Source organism: Nocardia violaceofusca NBRC 14427, assembly GCF_963869435.1.
GTDB classification, from domain to species: domain Bacteria; phylum Actinomycetota; class Actinomycetes; order Mycobacteriales; family Mycobacteriaceae; genus Nocardia; species Nocardia aobensis.
On sequence record NZ_CAWMPM010000005.1, the window covers coordinates 23555 to 44198 of the forward strand.

A 20644-nucleotide genomic window follows, 5' to 3' on the forward strand; every position below is an offset into this window, starting at 1 on the left:
GGTCAGCACGCAACGGATTACGCATTCGTGGGGTACGCGGAATTTGCCGACGGGAGCACACTGCGGTGCGGGAGTACGGACTTGCGGACGGGGTGGTCGAGACGCCCCCTAGGGTGCCTGGCGGCGCGCGGAAAAACCTCTATTGTGAACAACAGTGTTCGTAAATAAGGGGAGACCATGATGAAAGATCTGACCGGCCGGAAGTGCCTGATCACCGGCGCGGCCAGCGGGATCGGCCGGGCGACCGCGATCGCTGCCGCGGCGGCGGGGATGCGGCTGGTGCTGACCGATATCGACGCCGACGGACTGGCCGAGACGGCCGCCCGGATCCGCGCCGGCGGGGGTGAGGTGCTCGAGGTGCAGGTGCTCGACGTCTCCGACTACGAGGCGGTGACCACGTGGGCGAAGCGCGTGCACGACGAGTACGGCAGCCTCGACGTGGTCATGAATATCGCGGGCATCGCCACCTGGGGCACGGTCGAGAACCTCGAACACCGGCACTGGAAGTCGATGGTCGATGTGAATCTGATGGGCCCGATCCACATCATCGAGAACTTCGTGCCGCCGATGGTGGCGGCGGGGCGCGGGGGACATCTGGTCAACGTTTCCTCGGCCGCGGGGCTGCTCGCCCTGCCGTGGCATGCCGCCTACAGCGCCGCGAAATTCGGGCTGCGCGGAGTGTCGGAGGTGCTGCGATTCGACTTGGAGCGCCACGACATCGGCGTGAGCCTGGTGGTGCCGGGGGCGGTGCGCACGCCGCTGGTGGGCACCGTGCAGATCGTCGGTGTGGATCGCGACGATCCGCGGGTGCGGCGGATGGTGAAACTGTTCGAGGGGCACGCGGTCACGCCGGAAAAGGTGGCCGACCGGATCATCGCCGGTGTCCGGCACAACCGTTTCCTGGTGCACACCTCACCCGATATTCGTATCGGGTACTGGTTCGCCCGCAAGTTCGCGTGGCCGTACGAGCTGGTGGCGCGAATCGCCAACCGCGAGTTCAGCAAATTGCTGCCGGCGCCGGCGCACGGCGCTCAGTAGTGCGTCACGCAGACTACGAAACGCCGTTCGTTGTAGACGAATCCGCGATCACCGTCGGAGCAGCTGTTGACGTCGGTGGTGCCGTTCTTGATTTCCACCACGCGCACGCGGCCCGGCGCGGCGGTGGCACAGTCGACGGGAGTGGGACTGCCGTCGGCGATATTCATGCACGCGCCGGTGACCCAGTTGAAGTCGAGGCAGAGGGTATCGGTGGCACCGCCGGGCAGCGTCTCGGTCACCGAGCGGTCGGCGTCGGCCGGGCAGTGCGCGCCCGCGACGGCCTTGGCGGTGATCTTGTAACGCGAATCCGTACCCGCACAGGCGGTTTTCTGGACGGGAGCGCCGGCGTCGGGAGTGGCGACGACCGCGGCCACACAATCGCCGACGGCCACCGTCTCACCCTGATGCTTCTGATCGGCGCCCTTGTTCAGCACCAGCGGCTCGTCCGGGGCCGAGGCGGTAACGCTGGTGCCGGTCGGCTGGACCGGCGCCTCGGCGGCGACGGGCGCGACGGTGGTGGTCGGTGATACCGCTGCCGCGGCGCGGGTTTCGTCCGAATGATGCCCGGCGGTGAACGACAGCGCGGCGGCGATGAGACATGCCGCCGACAGCGCGGCGGCAATCACGAAACCCGTCAGGGTGACACCGGCTTGAACACGTCGGCGCGACACGTACTCGTCCTCCAGAGCGGTAACACTTCGAACCACCCCGAACGATGATCGAAGAACACTTGCGGATTTGCAGACCTCGCAAATGCTTACACGATCCGGGCGTTCACGTCGAGGCAACGGCGAGAGCCGGAGACCGGAAAATAGAAACCTTTCTTTTTCACTAATTCCCGACGATCACAATTGTGTAACATTGCGGCCGTAGAGGTTTCGTAATTCCCGAGTCTGGCAAAAAGCGCTCGACGCGTTATTGTCAGCTTCCGTCCGGACCGTTCGGCCGGAAGTCTCGTGAGAAGGAATCCTGAATGAAGTTCGGCACGTTCGCCGCAACCTCGATCCTGGCGGTGGCCACGGTCGGGATCACCGCGGGAACCGTGAACGCCAGTCCCCCGGCCGCACCACCGGCCGCCGCCAAAGAGATCACCACCTCCGGAACCGACCGCGGAGTCACCTATCACGCTGTGCTCAGCGACTTTTCGCGGGTTCTGACCACCGTCGTCGAGAACGGGCGGTTCGAGGTCGACAAGGACGCGACGGCTGTCGCCCTGAAGTCCGACAACGGCACCGACCTCGTCACGGTGCCGCTGACGTACCGGATGGCCGGCAGCACGGTTCATGTCGCGCAACACATCAGCGACGACGGGCACAAGGTCGTGCTCGAGCCCAAGGCCACCGCCACCGAAATCGGCGAGATGCAGCCGATCAATTCGATGGCGCGGCTCACCAACGAAATCAATCAGAACGTCGTCGGCCTGGTGGCCGGTGGCGTGCTCGGCGGCCTGATCGGCGCCGTACTCGGGATGGGCTTCTTCAGCATCATCACCGGGCCGATCGGGATGGTGGTCGGCGCGATCGCGGGTGGATACGCGATGGGCGGCCAGCCGTTCGTGGACGCCGTCAACGCGGTCGTCAGCGGCCAACCCTGACCCGGGCCGGTGTCGCGGGGCGGACCGCGCCGCGCCGCGACACCGGTTTCGGCGAATTCTCAGGCGTTTTTGCTTGCACCCCCGCCGAATTCGTGGCTCAATCCGAAGGATGGCCGGGGAACCGCATAGATGGGTCGCCACAGGCGAGACCGATATGGTCGAACTGCGCGATCCGGTGTCCGGGCGCGCGGTCGAGATCGCGCGGCCCTCGGACGACGACCTGCCCGCTCCGCTACTGCGCGAGGTCGAGACTCTGGTCTTCGACTGGGCCAATCTGCTCACCCAGTACGAGGCGTGGTCGGATCTGCACACGCTGTACCGCAGCGAGCCGGATACCGTTCTGTGGGCCCTGAGCTGGCTGCTGGCGCTCTGGGCGGTGGTCGGTGAGACCCGGACCGGCAAACCGGCCGACGCGATCATCCGCGACCTGGACTACCGCGGGGGCTGGCGGGATCTGCGCAACACGGAGGACGAGCGGATCTGGACCGGATTGACGCAACGGGTACGCCTGGGTGGCATCGCCGCACTCACCGAGGATCCCCGTGCGGTGCGGGCCTATCACGACGCGTGCGTCGAACCGGCCGATATCGGACCGATTCTGCTGCGGCACACGCTGATTCATCTGGACGCGCTGAGCCAGGACATGGACCGCGCGGGAATGCGAGCGCGCGGGCTCGCCTCCTCGGTGCTCGATCACACCGCTCCCGATCCCGGACCGCGGCGGCGGCTCTGTTTCCGGCCCTCGCGGCCGGGATCGGACGGGTTACGCGACCTCGGCTGAGGCCGGATCGGCGCCGGGATGCAGGCGACGGAACCGGCTGCCGTGGAACACGAGCGGTTCGTGCTGGGAGCGCGTCGCCAGGCGAGTGATCTGCACCAGGACGACCTGATGGTCGCCGGCCGATACCTGGGTGTGCACGGTGCCCTCCAACCAGGCCGCCGCGCCGCCGACGAAGATGGAACCGCCCTCTCCCCGATGCAGGTCGACATCGCCGAAGCGGTCACCGTGGCGGCTGCTCATCCGCTGCGCCGCCTCGTCCTGGTGGGCGCTGAGCAGGCTCAGACCCAAGCGCTGCGCGCCGACCAGCTTGGGCCAGGTGGTCGAGCTGTTCTGCACGCAGAACGACACCAGCGGCGGATCCAGGGATACGGGCACGAAAGTGCTCACCACCAAACCGGCGGGCACGTCGTCGAACTCCGCGCAGACCGCGACCACACCGCTCGGGAAATGGGCGAAGGCGCGGCGCAAACCCGTACTGTCGGAGGGTATTTCGATCAGATCAGACATGGTTACCCACTTCTCGGCTCACTCGCGGCCGTCGAATCAGACGACGCCGTGCAACGGGGGTGGGGTGCCGTTGAGCACCGCGCGCCCGATGTGCTGGTACTTCCACCGCACCGGATCGTGCAGCGTATGCGTGCGGGCATTGCGCCAGAACCGGTCCAGATCGAGATCGGCTGCGGCGCTGCGAGTTCCGCTCACCTCGAACAGTGCGGCGGACACCTCGTTGGCGGCCCGGTCCGAGGTGATCTTGGCGGTGGCGACCGCGATCGATGCCTCCGCCGCGAGCGCGGCCGCGGTCTCGGTGTCGAGGCCACCGCTGTTCGTCAGCGCGACAACGCGATCCACCGTCCGGCCCGCCACCTCGAAGGTGGCCTCGGCGGCGGCCACGGTGACCGCCAGCTCGCCGATGCGCTGGATCACCAGCGGATCCTCGCTCGCCCGATCGACCCCGGCCTCGAACCACGGACGGCTCTTGGTGCGCACGAAGTCCGTGGCCGCGTCCAGCGCGCCGCGGGCGATGCCGACATCGATCGCGACGTGCAGCAACTGCGCGAAGGCGCCGTAACCGGTGGGGGCGCGCACCGCCGCCGCCCGCGGAATCAACTGGTCAGCGGACACTCGTACGTCATCGAATGTCACGGTCCCGCTGCCCGTCGTGCGCTGGCCGATGCCGTTCCAGTCGTCGACGATCGTCACGCCGGCGGTGTCGGCGGGCAGGAAGGCGATGTACTCGCCGGGATCGAGACCACTGCGCCCGTCGGGATCGTCCAGACGGGTCAGCACCGCCAGCAGATCCGCGAAAAGTGAACCCGTACAATAGAATTTGGTGCCGTCGATCCGGAATTCGCCGTCGGCGGGACGCACGGTGGTGCCGATTTCGGCGATGGTCGCGCTGGTGCGCTCCGACTGCGCGTTCGCGATCCGCGCACCGGCGAGCACTCGCCCGAAATAGCGTTCCCGCTGGGCCCGAGTTCCCGCCAGCCGCAACAGATTCAGATAGACGAAATGGCTGTGCGGAATCTGCGCGATATTCGGATCCGCCGCCGCCAGCAGCCGGAACACCTCCGCCACCTGTGCGGGCGCCAGATCCGCGCCACCGAATTCGGCCGGCACGGTGACGGCCAGCAGCCCACTGGCCGACAGCTGATCCAGTTCCCGGTGCGGCAATTCGCGGGCGCTGTCGCGCCGGGCCGCATCGACCGCGAACTGCGCGGCCAGGCGTGCGGCCGTCTCGTGAGCCTGGGTGGCGGAGGTGATCCGCGCGGCGGCGACGGCAGTCATCGACTCGCCGCCAATTCGGGTTCGCGCTGGGCCTCCAACTCCCGGACCAGCGGCAGCACCTTGGCGCCGAAGTATTCGATTTCCTCCTGGAAGTGCAGGAAGCCGCCGAGGATCAGGTCGACGCCGAGATCGCGGTAGGCGACGATCCGCTCGGCGATCTGCTCGGGAGTGCCGATCAGCTGCGTACGGAAGCCGTCGTTGTACTGGACCAGGTCCTCGTAGGTGGAATCGGCCCACATACCCTTGCCGTCCCGCGTGGACGCGCCCGCCTGCTGCACCGCGTCGCGGAAACCCTCCACGGCGGGCCGGTTGGCCTTCTCGATGATCTCGCGCAGGGTGTCGCGCGCCTCGGCCTCGGTGTCGCGGGCGATGATGAATCCGTTCAGGCCGAACTTGACCTCGCGGTTGTGCTCGCGCGCGACCGCGCGCACGTCCTCGATCTGTTCGGTGACGCCGTCGAAATCCTTGCCGTTGGAGAAGTACCAGTCGGCGTGGCGGCCACCGTTGCGCCGCGCCGCCGTCGAGTTCCCGCCCTGGAACAGTTCGGGATTCGGCCGCTCCGGGGTGTTGAGCGGCTTGGGCTTCAGCGTCAGGTCGCGAATCCGGTAGAAGTCCCCGGCGTAGTTCACCTCGTCCTCGGTCCACAGTTTGCGGACGACCTCGAGGAATTCGGCGCTGCGCCGGTACCGCTCATCGTGCTCGAGCCACGGTTCCCCGAGCGCGGTGAACTCCCCGCCGAACCAACCGGATACGACATTGATCGCGAAGCGCCCGCCGGACAGATGGTCGGCGGTGACCCCGAATTTCGCCAGCACCGCCGGATGCCACAGCCCCGGGTGCACGGCCGCGATCACCTTCAGCCGCTCGGTGGCGCCCAGGAGGGCGAGACTGAACGACGTCGACTCGTGCTGATATTCCGCGCCGTAGGAGGCGGTGTAGCGCACCTGGGAGAGGGCGTAGTCGAAGCCGTTGTTCTCGGCAGTGCGCGCCAGCTTCTTGTTGTATTCGAAATCCCAGCTGGTGCGTTGATCGATCGTGCTGGTCACCAGCCCGCCGCTGACGTTGGGCACCCAGTAGGCGAACTGAGTCTGCTCGGCGATCTTCTCGGTGGTCATCGACACTCCTGTGATTGGGACATCCGCACCCGGTCGCGCCGACGGCCGGGCTGTTCGTTACGGTGCGCGCTCCGTGGTCGGTGCGCCGAGTGCGGCAACCGTGCACCCGGCGCACCTCCACTTCAACACCGCTGACCGGTGGGGACGAGGGTTTGAATCCTCAGGATCGGATCAGCGGCACTCATCCGAGCCGGTGAACGCCGTTATGCCGACGCGACCGCCGAGCCGTACCCCGACCGTTCGAATCGGCCCGCGGGCTGGAAGCGGGCCACCAACTCGTCGGCGCCCTCACCCGTGATCTGCTCGAGCAGGGCGTCCGCGTCGGCGAGGGAGTTGATCTGCAGCAGCGGCTGCGGCTTGTGCAGGGTGCTCACCAGCACCGAGGCGACGCGCGGATCGACGGCCGCGGCGGCGAAGAACCGGTTGCCGATCTCGGCCAGTTCCGGATCGCCGAGGAACAGGCGGGTCACCTTGGCCGCGGCGTCGGAGCGGGCGAGCAGGAACGCGTTGTACTGCTCCTCGATCCACTCGGCGTCGAAGGGGCCCTCGTGCGCGGAGGCGGCCGCGACGAGCCGCTGCGCCTGGATGAGGCCGCTCTGCGCGCCCTGGCCGGCGATCGGGTCGTAGGCGACCGCGGTGTCCCCGAGCGCCGCCACGACATGCCCGCCCGCCGTGCGCCCGACGCCGTGCCGGACCACCGGACGCACCGCGCCCTTCAGCCAGGAGTGCGGGTCCTCGGCAATCACCTTGGTGGCCAGCACTTCCGGCAGATCCCAGTCGATGTAGTCCCGATACAGCTCGGTGACGATACGGTGCGCCGACTCGGCGGAATCGGCGGCGGCGAACCGGCTCTCCCATTCGCTGCCCGGGCGCGCCCAGCCCAGGAAGGCCCAGCTCGGCCCGGCATCCTTGTGCAGATACGGACCCCACCACGCCTCACCCTGCTCGGCGAAGATGGAAAATCCGCTGTGCTGCCCGCCGGAGGGGCTGCGGTGCGCGAAAACTTCCGGCTCGTAACCCAATCCGGTCACCGTCACGGTGAGCAGGCTGCGCTGTGGCGCGTCGTAGACGGTGCGCTCGGTGTCGATCGGGAACAGCTCCGCCAAACCGGCCTTACCGGTCGCGACGAGCACCAGATCGTGCGCGGTGGCGATGGTGTCCAGGCTCTCCGGGGTCACCTTCTCGACCACGAAGCGGCCACCGGCCTCGACGAATGCGGTCAGTCGCTCGTCGACCTTGAGGCGGGTGTCGACCGCGACGCCGACGAAACCGTCGAAATCGCCGTCGAATCCGATCAATTCGGGCCGTTCCGGCCCCGGACCCGCGATCCGCACACTCAGTCCGGTGTGCTGCGGGGCCCGATTCACGTAGGTGTCGAGTCCGAGGGCGGTTTCGGCGGCCTGGGCCTCACCGAAGATGAGCGCGGTTCCGGTGGCGGGGATGTCGTCACGCAGACCGCGTTGATCGCGATCGCTGTAGACCGTGACGTCGAACCCGGCCTGCTGCAGTCCGAGAGCGGCGGTGACACCGGCGATGCCGGCGCCGACGATGGCGGCGGTGCGTTTCGAATTCTCGTTCGTCATACCGAAATAGTGCGCTTGCCAACGGCTTTCGTTGACAGTTGCGATCACCGGGAATCGATGTCGCACACCGCCGATCGATCAGGTCGCGGTGACGGCTGCCTGCGGGCGCACCTGCTCGTCCGGCAGCGCCGTCGAACCCGGTCCACCGAGCCGGTAGCGCGCGCCGCGATGGTCGTCCGGCAGCCGGTCGCCCGCGCCGAACAGCGCGTTGCGCAGGGTGCCCGGGACGTACTCACTCGGATAGGCGCCACGCTCGGTCAGCACCGGAATCACGTGCTGCACAATATCTTCGAATGTGCCGGGCGTGATCGCGTAGGCCAGGTTGTAGCCGTCGATATCGGTCTCGTCGACCCATTCCTGGAGCCGATCCGCCACCGTCGTCCCCGATCCGACGAATACGGGGCCCATCCCGCCGATGCCGGCCCAGGCCGCGATATCCCGCACGGTCCATTCCCGGCCGTCGTCGTCGAATTCCTGGAACGCGGCGACGGCGGACAGGATCGCATTGCTGTTCACCTCGCCGATCGGGTCGTCGAGGCCGTAGCGCGACAGGTCGATACCCATCCAGCCGGACATGAACACCAGACCGCCCTCGACGCTGGCATACGAGCGATATTCGTCGTACTTGCGTTGTGCCGCTTCGTCGGTGGCGTCGGTGATGATGGTGGCGAGCGCGTAGATCCGGGCCGCGTAGCGGTCGCGGCCGGCCGCTTCGAGTGCGTCGCGAATACGGGTGACCGTCTGTCCCAAAACGCGTTTCGAGGGGGCGGCGACGAAGATCGCCTCCGCGTTCTCGGCGGCGAAGGCCACGCCGCGCGGTGAGGCGCCGGCCTGGTAGATCACCGGGGTGCGCTGCGGCGAGGGCTCCGAGAGGTGAATACCCGGTACCGTGAAGTGCTTTCCGGCGTGGCCGATGTGATGTACCTTCGCCGGATCGACGTAGATGCCCTGCGCCCGGTCGCGCACGACCGCGTCGTCCTCCCAGGAACCTTCCCAGAGCTTGTACAACACCTCGAGGTATTCGTCGGCGTGGTTGTAGCGCTCGTCGTGGTCGAGATGTTCGGACTCACCCATATTGGCGGCGGCCGACGGCAGATATCCGGTCACCACATTCCAGCCCAAGCGGCCGTTGGTCAGATGATCCAGCGTCGAGAGCCGCCGGGCGAACGGAAAGGGATGCTCGAACCCGGTACCGGTGGTGATGCCGAAGCCCAGATGGTCGGTCACCGCCGCCATCGCCGAGACCAGCAGCAGCGGATCGGCGACCGGCACCTGCGCGCCCTGCCGCAGCGCGGCGATGTCGTTGCCGCCGTATACGTCGTAGATGCCCAGCACATCGGCGATGAAGATCCCGTCGAAACGGCCGCGCTCCAGCAGCTTCGCCAAATCGGTCCAGTAGCTCAGCTCTTTGTAGCGATGCGACTGGTCCTCGGGGTGGCGCCACAGTCCCGGGGACTGGTGCGCCACACAGTTCATATCGAAGGCGTTGAAACGGATCCGCCGGGTCATGACCGCACCTGGCTCTCGCGGCTGCCCGCGCTCCACGCGTAGGGGAGTTCGGTTCCGTTGAGCAGGTGATCGCCGATCGCCCGCGCCTTCTGCACGGCGGGATTGTGCACCGAGATGGTGCGCGCATTGCGCCAATGCCGGTCCAGTCGCAGATCTTCGGAGGTGATCGAGGCACCGCCGACCTCGAACAGCTGAGTGGTGGCGGTCAGCACGGTGTCGATCACACCGAGTTGCGCTTGGGCCGAGGCCAGTTCGACCGCGTCCAGTGCCGCGTCGTCCTGCGCGCCCGCCGCCAGCACCTCGTCCAGCAGCTCGGCCACGGCCAGCACGCTCGCGCGCGCCCCGAAGGCGGCCGCCGACAGTTTCCCGATCACCTGCTGGACCAGCGGATCGTGGCGGGGCAGATCGGCCGCCGAATGGGTGTAGCTGCGCGTGCGGTCGGCGACCCACGCCCGCACATCGGATTCGGCCCGCTGGGCGATGCCGGCCAGCACCGCCAACTGCACCAGCTGCAGGTACGAGGTGGCGTAGGTGCGGCCGGGCGCGCCGTACCCCGGGCCGAGCACCCGCTCGTCCGAGATCCGCACATCGTTGAATTCCGTTGTGCCACTGGCGGTCAGTCGCTGGCCGAAGCCGTCCCAGTCGTCACTCTGCCGCACCCCGTCGGCATTCGCGTCGACCAGCACCGACACCCGCTCCCCGTCGCGATCGGCCGCGGCGAGGATGTAGTCCGCGTACAGCGAGCCGGTGCTGTAGTACTTGGTGCCGTTGAGCAGCCAGTCGTCGCCGGAGCCGCGGGTCAGCCGGGTGCGGTAGCGGTCGACCGCGCCGATGCCCGGTTCGGTGATGGCATTGCCCACCAGGGCACCGGATCCGGCCGCGCGCAGCCAGTGCTCACGCGCGGGACCGGGCTCGGCCAGCAGCTGATCCTCGACGAAGGAGAAATGCACCCGAAGTGCTTGCGGCAGATTGGATTCCGCGGCGGCGAGTTCGATCAGCAGCCGGAACAGCTGGCGCACGCTGACGCCGAAGCCACCGTATTCGGCCGGCACCCGCAGCGCGCCGAATCCGGCCTGACGCAGCCAGTCGACCTCCTCGTAGGCCAGGCGACGGTCGATCTCGCGCGCCACCGCCCCGGCGGCGATGCGGTCGAAAACGGGGTCGAAGATGTCGTCGAGGTCGCGATCGGAGATCTGCTGCGGTGCTGTGGAGGCCATACCCGACGATGACCCGGCCGCGCATTTCGCTCACCCGTTACACGCAGCGGGAACATAACTATCCGTCACACGCTGCGGTCGCCCTCAGGAGGGCCGCATCCGCAGTTCGTCGTGCAGGATCCGCGCCGCGGTCGCCATCGCGGCCTCCGCGCCGGGTTGCACCACGGCGGGCACCCGCGATCGGGTCAGCACGGCTACGGCCAGGGTCTGCCCGTCGGCGTGTTCGGCTACGCCCGCCTCGTGCCGCAGATTCAGCAGGGTGCCCGTCTTCGATGACCACCGGGTCGCGTCGGAGCTGAAATCGGGGGCGAGTCGTTGACGTAACAGGTTGTCCGACAGGAACTCTCGCACTCTCGCTGCGGCGTCGGGGTGGACCCGCACCGGCCGCCACAATTCGGCGAGTAGATCGACGAACGACCGCGCGGTGCCGGTATTGGCATGGCTGATGTCGAGTTGTGTGACCGGATGTCCGCGTCCGGCCGTCGCGGCCTCGATGGCCAGGGCGTGGGCGAGGTGACCGTCGCCGGGGGCGAACTGCTCGGCCGGGGTCCGCACCAGATCGTCGGCCAGATGCCGGACCGCGATGCCCTCGTGGCCCAGGCGGCGCAATTCGGCGGTCACCGCGTCGGGCGGAGTCAGCTCGAACAGGGCGTCGGTGGCGCCCCCGTCGCTGATCGCGATGCTCAGATACATCAGATCCTCGACCGCGACCGTCGCCGGATGGCGAAATCTGCTCAACCCGGTCGGACCGGCCACCGTACTGCGGCCGGGCAGTACCCGGATCGGGGTCGCCGGGTCGATCTCGCCGCGCAGCACCCGTTCCATCGTCGCCAGCACGAGCGGCACCTTCACCAGCGAGGCGATCGGCAATTCGAGGTCGGCGTCGAGACCCAGCTCGTCACCGGTGTCGAGATCGCGCACCAGGATGGAGCCGTCGAGTCCGGCGTCGCGCAGTTCCGTGCGCGCGCGTCGCAGTGCGGTCGAGACGCCCATGTCAGTTCCCATCGTCGCGTGCGTCGACGTTGCCCGGCACACCGAGACAGCGGCCGATCGGTTCGGCGCCCAGCGCGCGGATCCGGTCCGCGTCCTCGCGTGATCCCGCCGCGATGTCGTAGCCCCTGGCGAGCTCCAACTCCCCGATCGGCCGCCAGTGCAGGCCCAGTTCGGTGGCCTGGGCGGGCGAGCACAACAGCAGATCGGTGCCGTCGAGCACCTCGGCGACCGCGGTGATCAGTGACCGCGCGACCACCACCTGGGCCGGGCGCAGGCCGAGCGAATCGCGCAGCCGGATGATCCGATCGCGGATGTGCGGCACATCGTCCTCGGGCTGTATCCACACGCTGCGCCGGCGCTGCTGTTCCGAAAGCCGCAGTACCCGAAGGGTTTCCAGGTAGATCGGCGTGCTGTGCGGGCCCGTGGCATCGGCCAGGCCCAACGGCACGCGCCAGATGCCGCGATCGGCGGGGACGGCCAGAATCGCGGCACGCACTTCGTGCGTGCGGGTGAGTTCCGCGCGCCGGCCGGGCTCGGCGGGCTCCGGTTCGAGCCGAAGCCGCGCGCGGCGGCATTCGGCGACCAGCCCGGCCAGCGGCACCGGTCCGCAGATGGCGGGCAGCGCCAATCGGAACGGGCGCTGACGGGCCCGCTCGGCATGCTCCTCCACGGCCTCGGCCGCCTCGACCAGCCGTCGCGCCGACGGCAACATATCGCGGCCGAACGAGGTCAATGAGGCAGTACGCGAGGTCCGTTCGAGCAATCGCGCGCCGAAGTGCCGTTCCAGCGCCGCGATCCGGCGACTGGCCACCGACTGCGGGATCTGCGCGGCGGCGGCCCCCGCGGTGAAACTCCCGAGACCGCTCACCGCGACGAAGGCCTTACAGGCGGCGACCATATCCACGATCGCGCAGTCTATGCCGAATCGGCATGGATACCACCACAGGTGTCTTGGACAGCATGCGCGAGGGCTGCCACTCTTGCTGCGAGCGCTCACCGCCATCGATCCACAAGGAACGCAGATCCACAAGGAACGCATATGACGCCCCCTCGCTTCACCCGCTCGGCCGTGCTGGTCGCGGCCGCTGCCACCCTCATACCGCTGAGCGCCTGCGGTGCCGATCGAAGCGCGGCGCCTGCATCGACCGCCCCCGGATCGACGGCGCCCGAATCGACGGTTCCGCTCGCCGCCGAGTCGCTGACCGAATTCCGCGATCTGGAGGCTCGGCTGCACGGCCGGCTGGGCGTGTACGCGCTCGACACCGGAACCGGCCGAGCCGTCGAATACCGGCCGGACGAGCGGTTTCCGTATTGTTCGACATTCAAGGCGCTGGCCGCGGGCGCGCTGCTGAGCACCCTCCCGCCCGCCGAACTCGACCGTCGCGTCACCTACACCCGGGCCGATCTGGTGCCGAATTCACCGGTCACCGAACAGCATGTCGACCAGGGCATGACTGTGCGGGAGATCATGGACGCCGCGGTGCGGTTCAGCGACAACACCGCCGGCAATCTGATGTTCGCCGAACTCGGCGGTCCGCAGGGATTGCAGCAGCGGCTGCGCGCCGTCGGCGATACGACCACGCGGATGGACCGCACCGAGACCACGCTGAACGAGGCCCTGCCCGGCGACGAGCGCGACACCAGTACGCCGCGCGCGCTGGCCGCCGATCTGCGGCACTACGTGCTCGACCCGTCGGTCGCCGCCGACGATCGCGATGTGCTCACCGGTCTGCTGCGTGCCAACACCACCGGTGCCGCGCTGATCCGGGCCGGGGCGCCGGCGGGCTGGCAGGTCGGCGACAAAACCGGCGGCGGCGACTACGGAACGCGCAACGATATCGCCGTGGCGTGGCCGCCGGGACGCGCGCCGATCGTGCTGACGATCCTGTCCACTCGCGATCGGCCGGACGCCGAATACGACAACGCGGCGATCGCCCGTGCCGCCACGATCGCGATCGCCACCCTGGACGGCACTGCGATTCCGCGCTGAGCGTGCCGAATCACCGTGCGCTACCAGGTTTTCCGCAAAGCCGCGCACCTCGGGTCGGTGCCGATCGACCCGAGGTGCGCGGCGGGATCCGCTCTCCCCTACTTGGCCGGAGCCGGAGGGTTGAACGGCGCATTGATGGTGGTGAAGTACTGGGCGACCGCCAGAATCGCCACCGGTGCGGTGACCAGCAGCTGGCCCGCCAGCGTGCCCAGCGCGCCGACGGCGATGATGCCGCCGATGCAACCGACCACCGCGGCCGGCAGGAAGCCGCCGAACAGGCCGACGATGGCGGCCGCGGCCACGGTCGCACCCGCGATGCCGCCGAGCAAGCAGCCCACCGCCCCGCCGGTGAGACCACCGACCAGCGTGCCGATGGTCGCGCCCGCGGTGATGGTGCTGGTCAGGCGGGTCCAGGCCGCCACTTCCCGGTCATAGGGCGTCTTCCACGGCGCCTGGTCCTCGAACGGGAGCGCGACCGGCTTGTAGACCGCGTGCTGCAGATCGAACTGCGGGGTCAGGGTGGCGGTGCGACCGGCGATATCGGCGGCGATCGGGAATTCGAAATCATCGACCCGGAACTTCAATTCGGTTCCGGCCAGGGTCGTCCCATTGGCGGCCTTGATCTTGAAAACACCATTTTCCACGTCCAGCGAACCGGCGTCGGTGGATATGATCGTCGACTTCTCGTTCGTCGATGCCTGGTAGTTGACGGCACCCTCGTCGGGTACGGCGGGCGCGGCGTTCACGGTCCCGGTGGTCACGCCGACGGCGGCGGCCACCGTGGCCGCGACCACGGCAAAGTTCCTCATCTTCACTGCATTTTCCTCATCACTCATTGCATTCCGCCGGAGCGGCTTTATCCAGTTTGTGGTGAATGCCAAAAAGCGACGAGGTTAATAACCAGGTCGATTCGAATAGCCGACCCGGGAAAATAAATCGAATCTCACAAATTAAAAAAGGACCTTCGCACTCGAAAGTGCGAAGGTCCTTTTAATTCGACCGCTGAAATAATTACCGGCTCAGGGGTGGGGCCGGTAACCGCTTCATTTGGCCGGGGCCTTGAAGGGTTCGTTGATGGTGGAGAAGTACTGGATCACGGCGCCGATCGCGACCGGAGCGGTCACGAAGATCTGGCCGGCGAGCACACCCAGGAAGCCGACCGCGGCGGCACCGGCGACACAGCCGCCCAGCGGGCCCGCGCCGAACAGCGCGAGCAGCGCACCGGTCGCAACGAGACCGATAGCAGCACCGGCGATGCAGCCGATGACCGCGCCACCGATACCGCCGGCCGCGGTGCCGATGGCAGCGCCGGTGGCGATGGTGTCCTTGAGACGAGTGAAGGCGGCGACCTCACGCTCGTAGGGGGTCTTCCACGGTGCGCTGTCCTCGAACGGGAGCGCGACCGGCTTGTAGACCGCATGCTGCAGATCGAACTGCGGGGTCAGCGTCGCCGTGCGACCGGAGATGTCGGCCGCGATCGGGAACTCGAAATCGTCGACCCGGAACGTCAACGGGGTTCCGGCCACGGTGGTTCCGTTGGCGGCCTTGATCTTGAATACGCCGTCCTCGACGTCCATCGACCCGGCGTCGGTCGAAACGATCGCCGCGTTCTCGGTGGACCTCGCCTGATAGTTCACCACGCCGTCGTCGGCGGCCGGAGCGGCCTGAACCGTCCCCGCCAGCGCACCCAACGTTGTCGCGACCAGCGCCGTGAGCACGGCGAATTTCCTCATCTTCACTGCTTGATTCCTCGACTTTCCGACTGCCGGCACGCGGCAGCACAGGTTGCCGTGTCCGGCACAGACACACGGCATCGGTGGAGTTTGCGGGCGTTCGATGCGGATGGGCCAGATTAAGAACCAGCCCGATTACAACCGGTGACTCACTGCCGGTCGTCGGCCATCATGTCCGAAATGAGCCTTTCGTTCCACTGGTTTCTTCCCACCTATGGCGATTCCCGCAATCTGGTCGCGGGCGGACACGGCACCTCGATGTCGGGCGACCGTCCGGCCTCGCTGCGCTATCTGAACCAGATCGCGGGTGCGGCGGAGGAGAACGGCTTCGAGGCGGTGCTGACACCGACGGGCGCATGGTGTGAGGACGCCTGGCTGACGACGGCCATGCTGGTGGAGACCACCGAAACCCTGAAATTCCTGGTCGCGTTCCGGCCCGGTGTGGTGAGCCCCACGCTGGCCGCACAGATGGCCGGAACCTTCCAGCGGCATTCGCGCGGACGGCTGTTGCTGAACGTGGTGACCGGCGGCGAGCCACACGAACAGCAGGCCTACGGCGACTTCCTGGACAAGGAACAGCGCTACGAGCGCACCGGTGAATTCCTGCACATCGTGCGCGAGCTGTGGGAGTCCGACGCTCCGGTGACGTTCGAAGGCAAGCACCTTCAGGTGCGCAACGCGCAACTGAACAACCGGCCGGACCCGATTCCCCCGGTGTTCTTCGGCGGTTCCTCGGCCGCTGCCGGACCGGTGGCCGCCCGCTACACCGACACCTACCTCACCTGGGGTGAGCCGCTGTTCGCGGTGAGCAAGAAGCTGGAGTGGATCCGCCGGCTCGCGGTGGACGAGGGCCGCATTCTCGATTACGGCCTGCGCATCCACGTGATCTCCCGCGACACGTCGGAGCAGGCCTGGGCCGAGGCCGATCGCCTGCTGGAGGCGGTGAACCCGGCGGATATCGAACGGGTGCAGGCGAATCTGGCCCAGAGTGAATCCGAGGGCCAGCGGCGGATGCTGGAACTGCACGGCGGCAACACCGATCGGCTCGAGATCGCACCCAACCTGTGGGCCGGTGTCGGACTGGTGCGCGGCGGCGCGGGAACGGCGCTGGTCGGCTCGCACGAAGAGGTGGCCGAGCGGCTGATCGAATACTCCCGCCTCGGCATCACGCAGTTCATCCTCTCCGGTTACCCGCATGTGGAGGAGGCGTACTGGTTCGGCGAAGGTGTCCTGCCGATCCTGCAGCGCCGCGGACTGTGGCAGCCGCCCGCCCACCGCGAAAACCGCGTCACCACAACGCCGTTCGCCACCGCCGCCGCGAGCAGCAGCTAGTCACCCGCACGCCCGGTGTCCGCGCGAGCACGGCGCGGACGCCGGATGCCCAGGGTCGTGATGGCGTGCGGACTGCCGCGCACTCGGCCGACCCTCTCTCGGCATGCTCACCGGGCGATTCATACCGTCGCTAACTCATAGCTACACTCGTTGACGAGCGATCAAAACCCCGTACATGAGCTAACCGATGTCTCGGAGAGGGTGTCGATCATGGCCGTATACGACGTAAGCAACCGTGCGGCAATAGTCAGCGGGGGCGGTTCCGGGATCGGACGTGCGGTCGCGCACGAACTCGCGCGCAGCGGCGCCGCGGTCCTGGTGTTCGATCTCGACGAGGACAACGCGAATACGGTGGTCGAGGAGATTCGCGGTGCGGGCGGGCAGGCGGCCGGCTTCGCCGGCGATGCCTCCGATCCGGAGACCGTCCGGCGCAGTGTCGCGGCCGCCGCCGAACTGGGACCGCTGCGGATCGCGGTCAACAACGCCGGCATCAGCGGCGAGAGCGCGCTGATCGGCGACTATTCACTGGACGGCTGGCGCAAGGTCCTGTCGGTGAACCTCGACGGCGTGTTCTACGCACTGCGCGAACAACTTCCGGCCGTCGCGGCCGCCGGCGGGGGCGCCATCGTGAATATGGCGTCGATCCTCGGCAGCGTCGGATTCGCGAATTCCTCGGCGTACGTCACGGCCAAACACGGGTTGCTCGGCCTGACCCAGAACGCGGCCCTCGAATACGCGGCCCAAGGCGTGCGGGTCACCGCGGTCGGACCCGGATTCATCCACACGCCGCTGCTCGGGGCGAACCTCGACGAGGAAACCCAGGCGTTCCTCGCTCAGAAACATGCCCTGGGCAGGCTGGGCACTCCCGAGGAGGTCTCGGGACTGGTCGCATTCCTGGCCAGCGATGCGGCCACGTTCATCACCGGCAGTTATCACCTGGTCGACGGCGGATACACCGCGCAGTAACCGGATCGGCGGAAGCTATTTCGCCTTGGCTTCCTTCGCGGCGGCCTTCATCTGCTTCTTGAATGCCCGCACCTCGAGCAGCGACTCGTTGTCGACGATATCGGCGGCCGAGCGGCGCGAATTCGGCTCCGAGTAGGCACCGGCCGCCTTCTCCCACCCCGCCGGGCGCACACCGAGTTGTTTGCCCAGCAGCGCCAGGAAGATGCGCGCCTTCTGGTCGCCGTAGCCGGGCAGCTCCTTCAGCCGACGCAGCACTTCCTTGCCGTCGGGATCGTCGCGAGTCCAGATCTCGGAGGTTATGCCGTCGTAGTGTTCGACGACGTATCGGGCCAGTTCCTGGGTGCGCCGGGCCATCGACCGGCCGTAGCGGTGAATGGCGGGCGGGGTCGCGCCCAATTCCTCGAATTCCTCCGAATCGGCCTCCGCGATCCGGTGGATATCGAAACCGTTCATGCGGTCGGCGATCTTCTTCGGACCGCGGAAGGCGTGTTCGAGGGGAAACTGCTGGTCCAGCAGCATCCCGGTCAAGAGGGCGAAGTCGTCCTCCGACAACAGCTTGTCCGACTCCGGTTCCTGCGCGAGGCACACTTTGCGGCTCACCATGTATCGATCATCGCAGACGGGCGAATATCCGCCCACCGACCGGCGTGACCGGACTCACATGTCTACCCACCCGTAGATTTTCTGCGCGCGTAGGGTGAATCTTCATGCCCGACACTCTGGCAACACCCACGGTGGAAGATATGGCGCCCACACACAGCTCCTCGGCAGACAATTCCTCATCCTCGGGACTGAGGCCGGACCGCTTCGATCGCGCGGGCCGCGACCAACTCATCGATGTGCACGATCTGCAGGCCGCACTTCCCGGAATTCGCGGACTACGCCGCTGGGCGCACGACGCCCTGGCCGTCGCTCCGGGCGAAAGCGCGGTCGACATCGGCTCCGGCACCGGCTCGGAGGTGCTGGTCTTCGCCGACGCCGTCGGCCCGACCGGTGACGCGGTCGGCGTCGAACCCGATCCGAATCTGCTGGCCGGGGCGGAACACCGTGCGGCCCAGCACAATTCGCCCGCCCGGTTCGTCCCCGGCGATGCCTACGGGCTGCCGTTCGGCGGTGACACCTTCGACGTCGCCCTGTGTGAGCGGGTGTTCCAGCATCTGACCGCCCCGGAGCGCGCCGCACGAGAGATCGCCCGGGTGCTGAAACCGGGCGGACGCGTCGTCGTCATGGACAGCGACTGGGGCACCGCCATCGTGCATCCCGGCGACCGGCGGGTCGTGCACGAGGTGATCGAAACCCTCATCACCAACACCACCAACCCGTTCTCGGGACGGCGGCTGCCCGGCCTGCTCACCCGAGCCGGGCTGGTCGTCGACGATATCGGCTCGCACGCGCTGGTTCAGGACGCGAGCGCCGGCGCCGGTGCGCTGGTGGCCCGCATCGCCGGTATGGCGGAGGCGCGCGGGGCGATCACCGAGGCGCAGCGGCGGGAATTGCTGGCGGAATTGGAAGCCGGTGCGCGCACCGGGGACATTCACCTCTCGGTGACGATGTTCGCGGTGCTGGCGCACAAGCCGCAGTAACCGATTCCGGCCGGACAGCCGCACATCGCGGCTGTCCGGTCCGCGCCACCGCTACTTCTCCAGCAGCTTCTCGGTCGCGGCGAGCAGGACGCAGGTCGCCAGACCGTCCATCGCCTTCTCCAGATCGGCGAGCGACGGGAAACTGGGGGCGATCCGAATGTTCTTGTCCTCCGGGTCTTTTCCGTAGGGGAACGCCGAACCCGCAGGGGTCAGGGCGATTCCGGCCTCCTTGGCCAGCGCCACCACACGCCCGGCCGTGCCCTCGACCACATCCAGGCTGATGAAGTAGCCGCCCTTGGGCTCGGTCCAGGAGGCGATCTTCGAGGCGCCCAGACGATCCTCCAGGATCCGCAGCACCAGTTTGAATTTCGGCTCGAGCAGCGCGCGGTGGGCCTGCATATGCCGGCGCACGCCCTCGGCATCACCGAAGAAGCGCAGGTGACGCAGCTGGTTCACCTTGTCCGGGCCGATACTCTTCTTCGCGGCGTACTTCAGGTACCAGGTCAGGTTCTCGGTGGACGCGCCGAAGAAGCTGACGCCGGACCCGGCGAAGGTGATCTTCGAGGTGGAGGCGAAGACGAAGGGCCGGTTGGGGTTTCCGGCCGCGGCCGCCAGCCCGAGGACGTCGTACACCGGGGCGGCGGTATCGGTCAGCGGGTGCACCGCGTACGCGTTGTCCCAGAACAGGCGGAAGTCCGGCGCGGCGGTGGGCATCGAAACCAGTTCGCGCACAACCTCTTCGGAGAAGTTCACGCCGGTCGGGTTGGAATAGTTGGGAACCGCCCACAGACCCTTGATCTGCGGGTCGGACGCGACCAGTTCCGCGATGGCGTGCACATCCGGGCCGTCGTGATTGATGGCGATCGGAATCATCTGCACGCCGAGCGATTCGGTGATCCCGAAGTGGCGGTCGTAACCCGGGCTCGGGCACAGGAACTTGATCGGTTCGTCGGCCCAGCGGCTCGGCGAATCGGCCGTGCCGTGCAGCATCGCGAACACGATCACGTCGTGCATCAGTTCCAGGCTGGCGTTGTTGCCGGCGAGGAGGTTCTCGACCGGAATGCCCAGCAGTTCACCGAAGATCGCACGCAACTCCGGCAGCCCGTGCAGGCCGCCGTAGTTGCGGCAGTCGGTGCCGGTGCCGTCGCGGTAGTCGTCGGCGCCCGGCAGGGCGAGCAGGCCGGTGGAGAGATCGAGTTGCTCCGACGAGGGCTTACCCCTCGTCAGATCCAGCGTGAGCTTCTCGGTCTGGAGCTTCGCGTAGTTCGCGGTCTGCGTCTCGTGTTCCGATACGAGTTCCGCATGGCTCATCAAACCGATCTGCGTTTGCCGGGGCATCCTGAGCAGCCTTTCAAGCAGCGAGGTAACAGGTTGACGGATCGTGCGCTTCTGGCGCGGACCCAGCCGACCACGTTACCCGCCTGA

20 protein-coding genes are annotated in these 20644 nt (G+C 67.6%); 7 read left to right on the top strand and 13 right to left on the bottom strand.

Going from position 1 to position 20644, the window contains the following annotated elements:
- Positions 1-180 precede the first annotated feature (180 nt).
- Positions 181-1038: an SDR family oxidoreductase gene (locus AC5592_RS04800; protein ID WP_084506394.1), complete on the top strand. Its 858-nt coding sequence runs from the start codon at positions 181-183 to the stop codon at positions 1036-1038.
- Here AC5592_RS04800 and AC5592_RS04805 read toward each other — a convergent pair.
- Positions 1032-1745, bottom strand: a complete 714-nt coding sequence (locus AC5592_RS04805; RefSeq protein WP_157121590.1) for a hypothetical protein — start codon at positions 1743-1745, stop codon at positions 1032-1034. The two genes, AC5592_RS04800 and AC5592_RS04805, sit on opposite strands and share 7 nt — an antisense overlap.
- Before the next feature lie 266 nt (positions 1746-2011).
- Between AC5592_RS04805 and AC5592_RS04810 the strand changes: the two genes are divergently transcribed.
- A complete protein-coding gene (locus AC5592_RS04810; RefSeq protein WP_063063563.1) occupies positions 2012-2632 on the top strand; it encodes a DUF8020 domain-containing protein in 621 nt (206 codons plus the stop codon).
- A 154-nt stretch (positions 2633-2786) separates the two neighbouring features.
- Complete coding sequence (locus AC5592_RS04815) at positions 2787-3413, top strand: hypothetical protein (protein ID WP_063063564.1); 627 nt, start codon at positions 2787-2789, stop codon at positions 3411-3413.
- Here AC5592_RS04815 and AC5592_RS04820 read toward each other — a convergent pair.
- The 8 genes from AC5592_RS04820 to AC5592_RS04855 form a co-directional block, all read right to left on the bottom strand.
- Positions 3396-3920: a flavin reductase family protein gene (locus AC5592_RS04820; RefSeq protein ID WP_036497209.1), complete on the bottom strand. Its 525-nt coding sequence runs from the start codon at positions 3918-3920 to the stop codon at positions 3396-3398. The two genes, AC5592_RS04815 and AC5592_RS04820, sit on opposite strands and share 18 nt — an antisense overlap.
- Positions 3921-3956: 36 nt before the next feature.
- Positions 3957-5198, bottom strand: a complete 1242-nt coding sequence (locus AC5592_RS04825) for an SfnB family sulfur acquisition oxidoreductase (protein ID WP_063063565.1) — start codon at positions 5196-5198, stop codon at positions 3957-3959.
- On the bottom strand, positions 5195-6313 hold the full coding sequence (gene sfnG / locus AC5592_RS04830; protein ID WP_036497235.1) for a dimethylsulfone monooxygenase SfnG: 1119 nt from the start codon (positions 6311-6313) through the stop codon (positions 5195-5197). Before sfnG ends, AC5592_RS04825 begins: the two co-directional genes overlap by 4 nt.
- A gap of 203 nt (positions 6314-6516) precedes the next feature.
- Entirely contained in the window at positions 6517-7896 is a 1380-nt protein-coding gene (locus AC5592_RS04835) for a styrene monooxygenase/indole monooxygenase family protein (RefSeq protein WP_036497205.1), read from the bottom strand.
- A 78-nt stretch (positions 7897-7974) separates the two neighbouring features.
- Entirely contained in the window at positions 7975-9405 is a 1431-nt protein-coding gene (locus tag AC5592_RS04840) for an LLM class flavin-dependent oxidoreductase (RefSeq protein ID WP_063063679.1), read from the bottom strand.
- Positions 9402-10622 carry an acyl-CoA dehydrogenase family protein gene (locus AC5592_RS04845; RefSeq protein WP_063063566.1) on the bottom strand — a complete coding sequence of 407 codons (1221 nt, stop codon included), beginning with the start codon at positions 10620-10622 and terminating at the stop codon, positions 9402-9404. Before AC5592_RS04845 ends, AC5592_RS04840 begins: the two co-directional genes overlap by 4 nt.
- Before the next feature lie 84 nt (positions 10623-10706).
- A complete protein-coding gene (locus AC5592_RS04850; RefSeq protein WP_232329199.1) occupies positions 10707-11627 on the bottom strand; it encodes a serine hydrolase in 921 nt (306 codons plus the stop codon).
- Positions 11617-12513, bottom strand: a complete 897-nt coding sequence (locus tag AC5592_RS04855; RefSeq protein ID WP_232329226.1) for a LysR family transcriptional regulator — start codon at positions 12511-12513, stop codon at positions 11617-11619. The genes AC5592_RS04850 and AC5592_RS04855 overlap by 11 nt, the downstream gene beginning before the upstream one ends.
- Before the next feature lie 141 nt (positions 12514-12654).
- Here AC5592_RS04855 and bla point away from each other — a divergent pair, with 141 nt between their 5' ends.
- A complete protein-coding gene (gene bla / locus AC5592_RS04860; protein WP_063063567.1) occupies positions 12655-13605 on the top strand; it encodes a class A beta-lactamase in 951 nt (316 codons plus the stop codon).
- Between the two features lie 98 nt (positions 13606-13703).
- Here the strand turns inward: bla and AC5592_RS04865 are convergent, their stop codons facing one another.
- Together AC5592_RS04865 and AC5592_RS04870 are read right to left on the bottom strand one after the other, a co-directional pair.
- Positions 13704-14420, bottom strand: coding sequence for a DUF8020 domain-containing protein (locus tag AC5592_RS04865; RefSeq protein ID WP_036497197.1), 717 nt, complete (start codon positions 14418-14420; stop codon positions 13704-13706).
- Between the two features lie 228 nt (positions 14421-14648).
- The gene (locus tag AC5592_RS04870; protein ID WP_036497195.1) at positions 14649-15344 is read right to left on the bottom strand and encodes a DUF8020 domain-containing protein; all 696 of its coding nucleotides are present in this window, start codon (positions 15342-15344) and stop codon (positions 14649-14651) included.
- 174 nt (positions 15345-15518) lie between these two features.
- Here AC5592_RS04870 and AC5592_RS04875 point away from each other — a divergent pair, with 174 nt between their 5' ends.
- Both AC5592_RS04875 and AC5592_RS04880 read left to right on the top strand, forming a co-directional pair.
- A complete protein-coding gene (locus tag AC5592_RS04875; RefSeq protein ID WP_063063568.1) occupies positions 15519-16670 on the top strand; it encodes an LLM class flavin-dependent oxidoreductase in 1152 nt (383 codons plus the stop codon).
- A 210-nt stretch (positions 16671-16880) separates the two neighbouring features.
- The gene (locus AC5592_RS04880; protein WP_063063680.1) at positions 16881-17636 is read left to right on the top strand and encodes an SDR family NAD(P)-dependent oxidoreductase; all 756 of its coding nucleotides are present in this window, start codon (positions 16881-16883) and stop codon (positions 17634-17636) included.
- Between the two features lie 15 nt (positions 17637-17651).
- On the opposite strand, the gene AC5592_RS04885 is transcribed toward AC5592_RS04880, so the two are convergent.
- Entirely contained in the window at positions 17652-18239 is a 588-nt protein-coding gene (locus tag AC5592_RS04885; RefSeq protein ID WP_063063569.1) for an HhH-GPD-type base excision DNA repair protein, read from the bottom strand.
- Positions 18240-18379: 140 nt separating this feature from the next.
- On the opposite strand from AC5592_RS04885, the gene AC5592_RS04890 reads away from it, so the two are divergent.
- On the top strand, positions 18380-19219 hold the full coding sequence (locus AC5592_RS04890; RefSeq protein WP_036497176.1) for a methyltransferase domain-containing protein: 840 nt from the start codon (positions 18380-18382) through the stop codon (positions 19217-19219).
- A gap of 51 nt (positions 19220-19270) precedes the next feature.
- Here AC5592_RS04890 and AC5592_RS04895 read toward each other — a convergent pair whose 3' ends face one another.
- Positions 19271-20557 carry an aspartate aminotransferase type Ic gene (locus AC5592_RS04895; protein ID WP_036497175.1) on the bottom strand — a complete coding sequence of 429 codons (1287 nt, stop codon included), beginning with the start codon at positions 20555-20557 and terminating at the stop codon, positions 19271-19273.
- Positions 20558-20644 lie beyond the last annotated feature (87 nt).

Bases quoted from the DNA above. Each gene is read 5' to 3' on its own strand.
- AC5592_RS04800 (WP_084506394.1), top strand. From the start codon at position 181: ATGAAAGATCTGACCGGCCGGAAGTGCCTGATCACCGGCGCGGCCAGC.
- AC5592_RS04810 (WP_063063563.1), top strand. From the start codon at position 2,012: ATGAAGTTCGGCACGTTCGCCGCAACCTCGATCCTGGCGGTGGCCACG.
- AC5592_RS04815 (WP_063063564.1), top strand. From the start codon at position 2,787: ATGGTCGAACTGCGCGATCCGGTGTCCGGGCGCGCGGTCGAGATCGCG.
- AC5592_RS04820 (WP_036497209.1), bottom strand. From the start codon at position 3,920: ATGTCTGATCTGATCGAAATACCCTCCGACAGTACGGGTTTGCGCCGC.
- AC5592_RS04825 (WP_063063565.1), bottom strand. From the start codon at position 5,198: ATGACTGCCGTCGCCGCCGCGCGGATCACCTCCGCCACCCAGGCTCAC.
- sfnG (WP_036497235.1), bottom strand. From the start codon at position 6,313: ATGACCACCGAGAAGATCGCCGAGCAGACTCAGTTCGCCTACTGGGTG.
- AC5592_RS04835 (WP_036497205.1), bottom strand. From the start codon at position 7,896: ATGACGAACGAGAATTCGAAACGCACCGCCGCCATCGTCGGCGCCGGC.
- AC5592_RS04840 (WP_063063679.1), bottom strand. From the start codon at position 9,405: ATGACCCGGCGGATCCGTTTCAACGCCTTCGATATGAACTGTGTGGCG.
- AC5592_RS04845 (WP_063063566.1), bottom strand. From the start codon at position 10,622: ATGGCCTCCACAGCACCGCAGCAGATCTCCGATCGCGACCTCGACGAC.
- AC5592_RS04850 (WP_232329199.1), bottom strand. From the start codon at position 11,627: ATGGGAACTGACATGGGCGTCTCGACCGCACTGCGACGCGCGCGCACG.
- AC5592_RS04855 (WP_232329226.1), bottom strand. From the start codon at position 12,513: ATGGTCGCCGCCTGTAAGGCCTTCGTCGCGGTGAGCGGTCTCGGGAGT.
- bla (WP_063063567.1), top strand. From the start codon at position 12,655: ATGACGCCCCCTCGCTTCACCCGCTCGGCCGTGCTGGTCGCGGCCGCT.
- AC5592_RS04875 (WP_063063568.1), top strand. From the start codon at position 15,519: ATGAGCCTTTCGTTCCACTGGTTTCTTCCCACCTATGGCGATTCCCGC.
- AC5592_RS04880 (WP_063063680.1), top strand. From the start codon at position 16,881: ATGGCCGTATACGACGTAAGCAACCGTGCGGCAATAGTCAGCGGGGGC.
- AC5592_RS04885 (WP_063063569.1), bottom strand. From the start codon at position 18,239: ATGGTGAGCCGCAAAGTGTGCCTCGCGCAGGAACCGGAGTCGGACAAG.
- AC5592_RS04890 (WP_036497176.1), top strand. From the start codon at position 18,380: ATGGCGCCCACACACAGCTCCTCGGCAGACAATTCCTCATCCTCGGGA.
- AC5592_RS04895 (WP_036497175.1), bottom strand. From the start codon at position 20,557: ATGCCCCGGCAAACGCAGATCGGTTTGATGAGCCATGCGGAACTCGTA.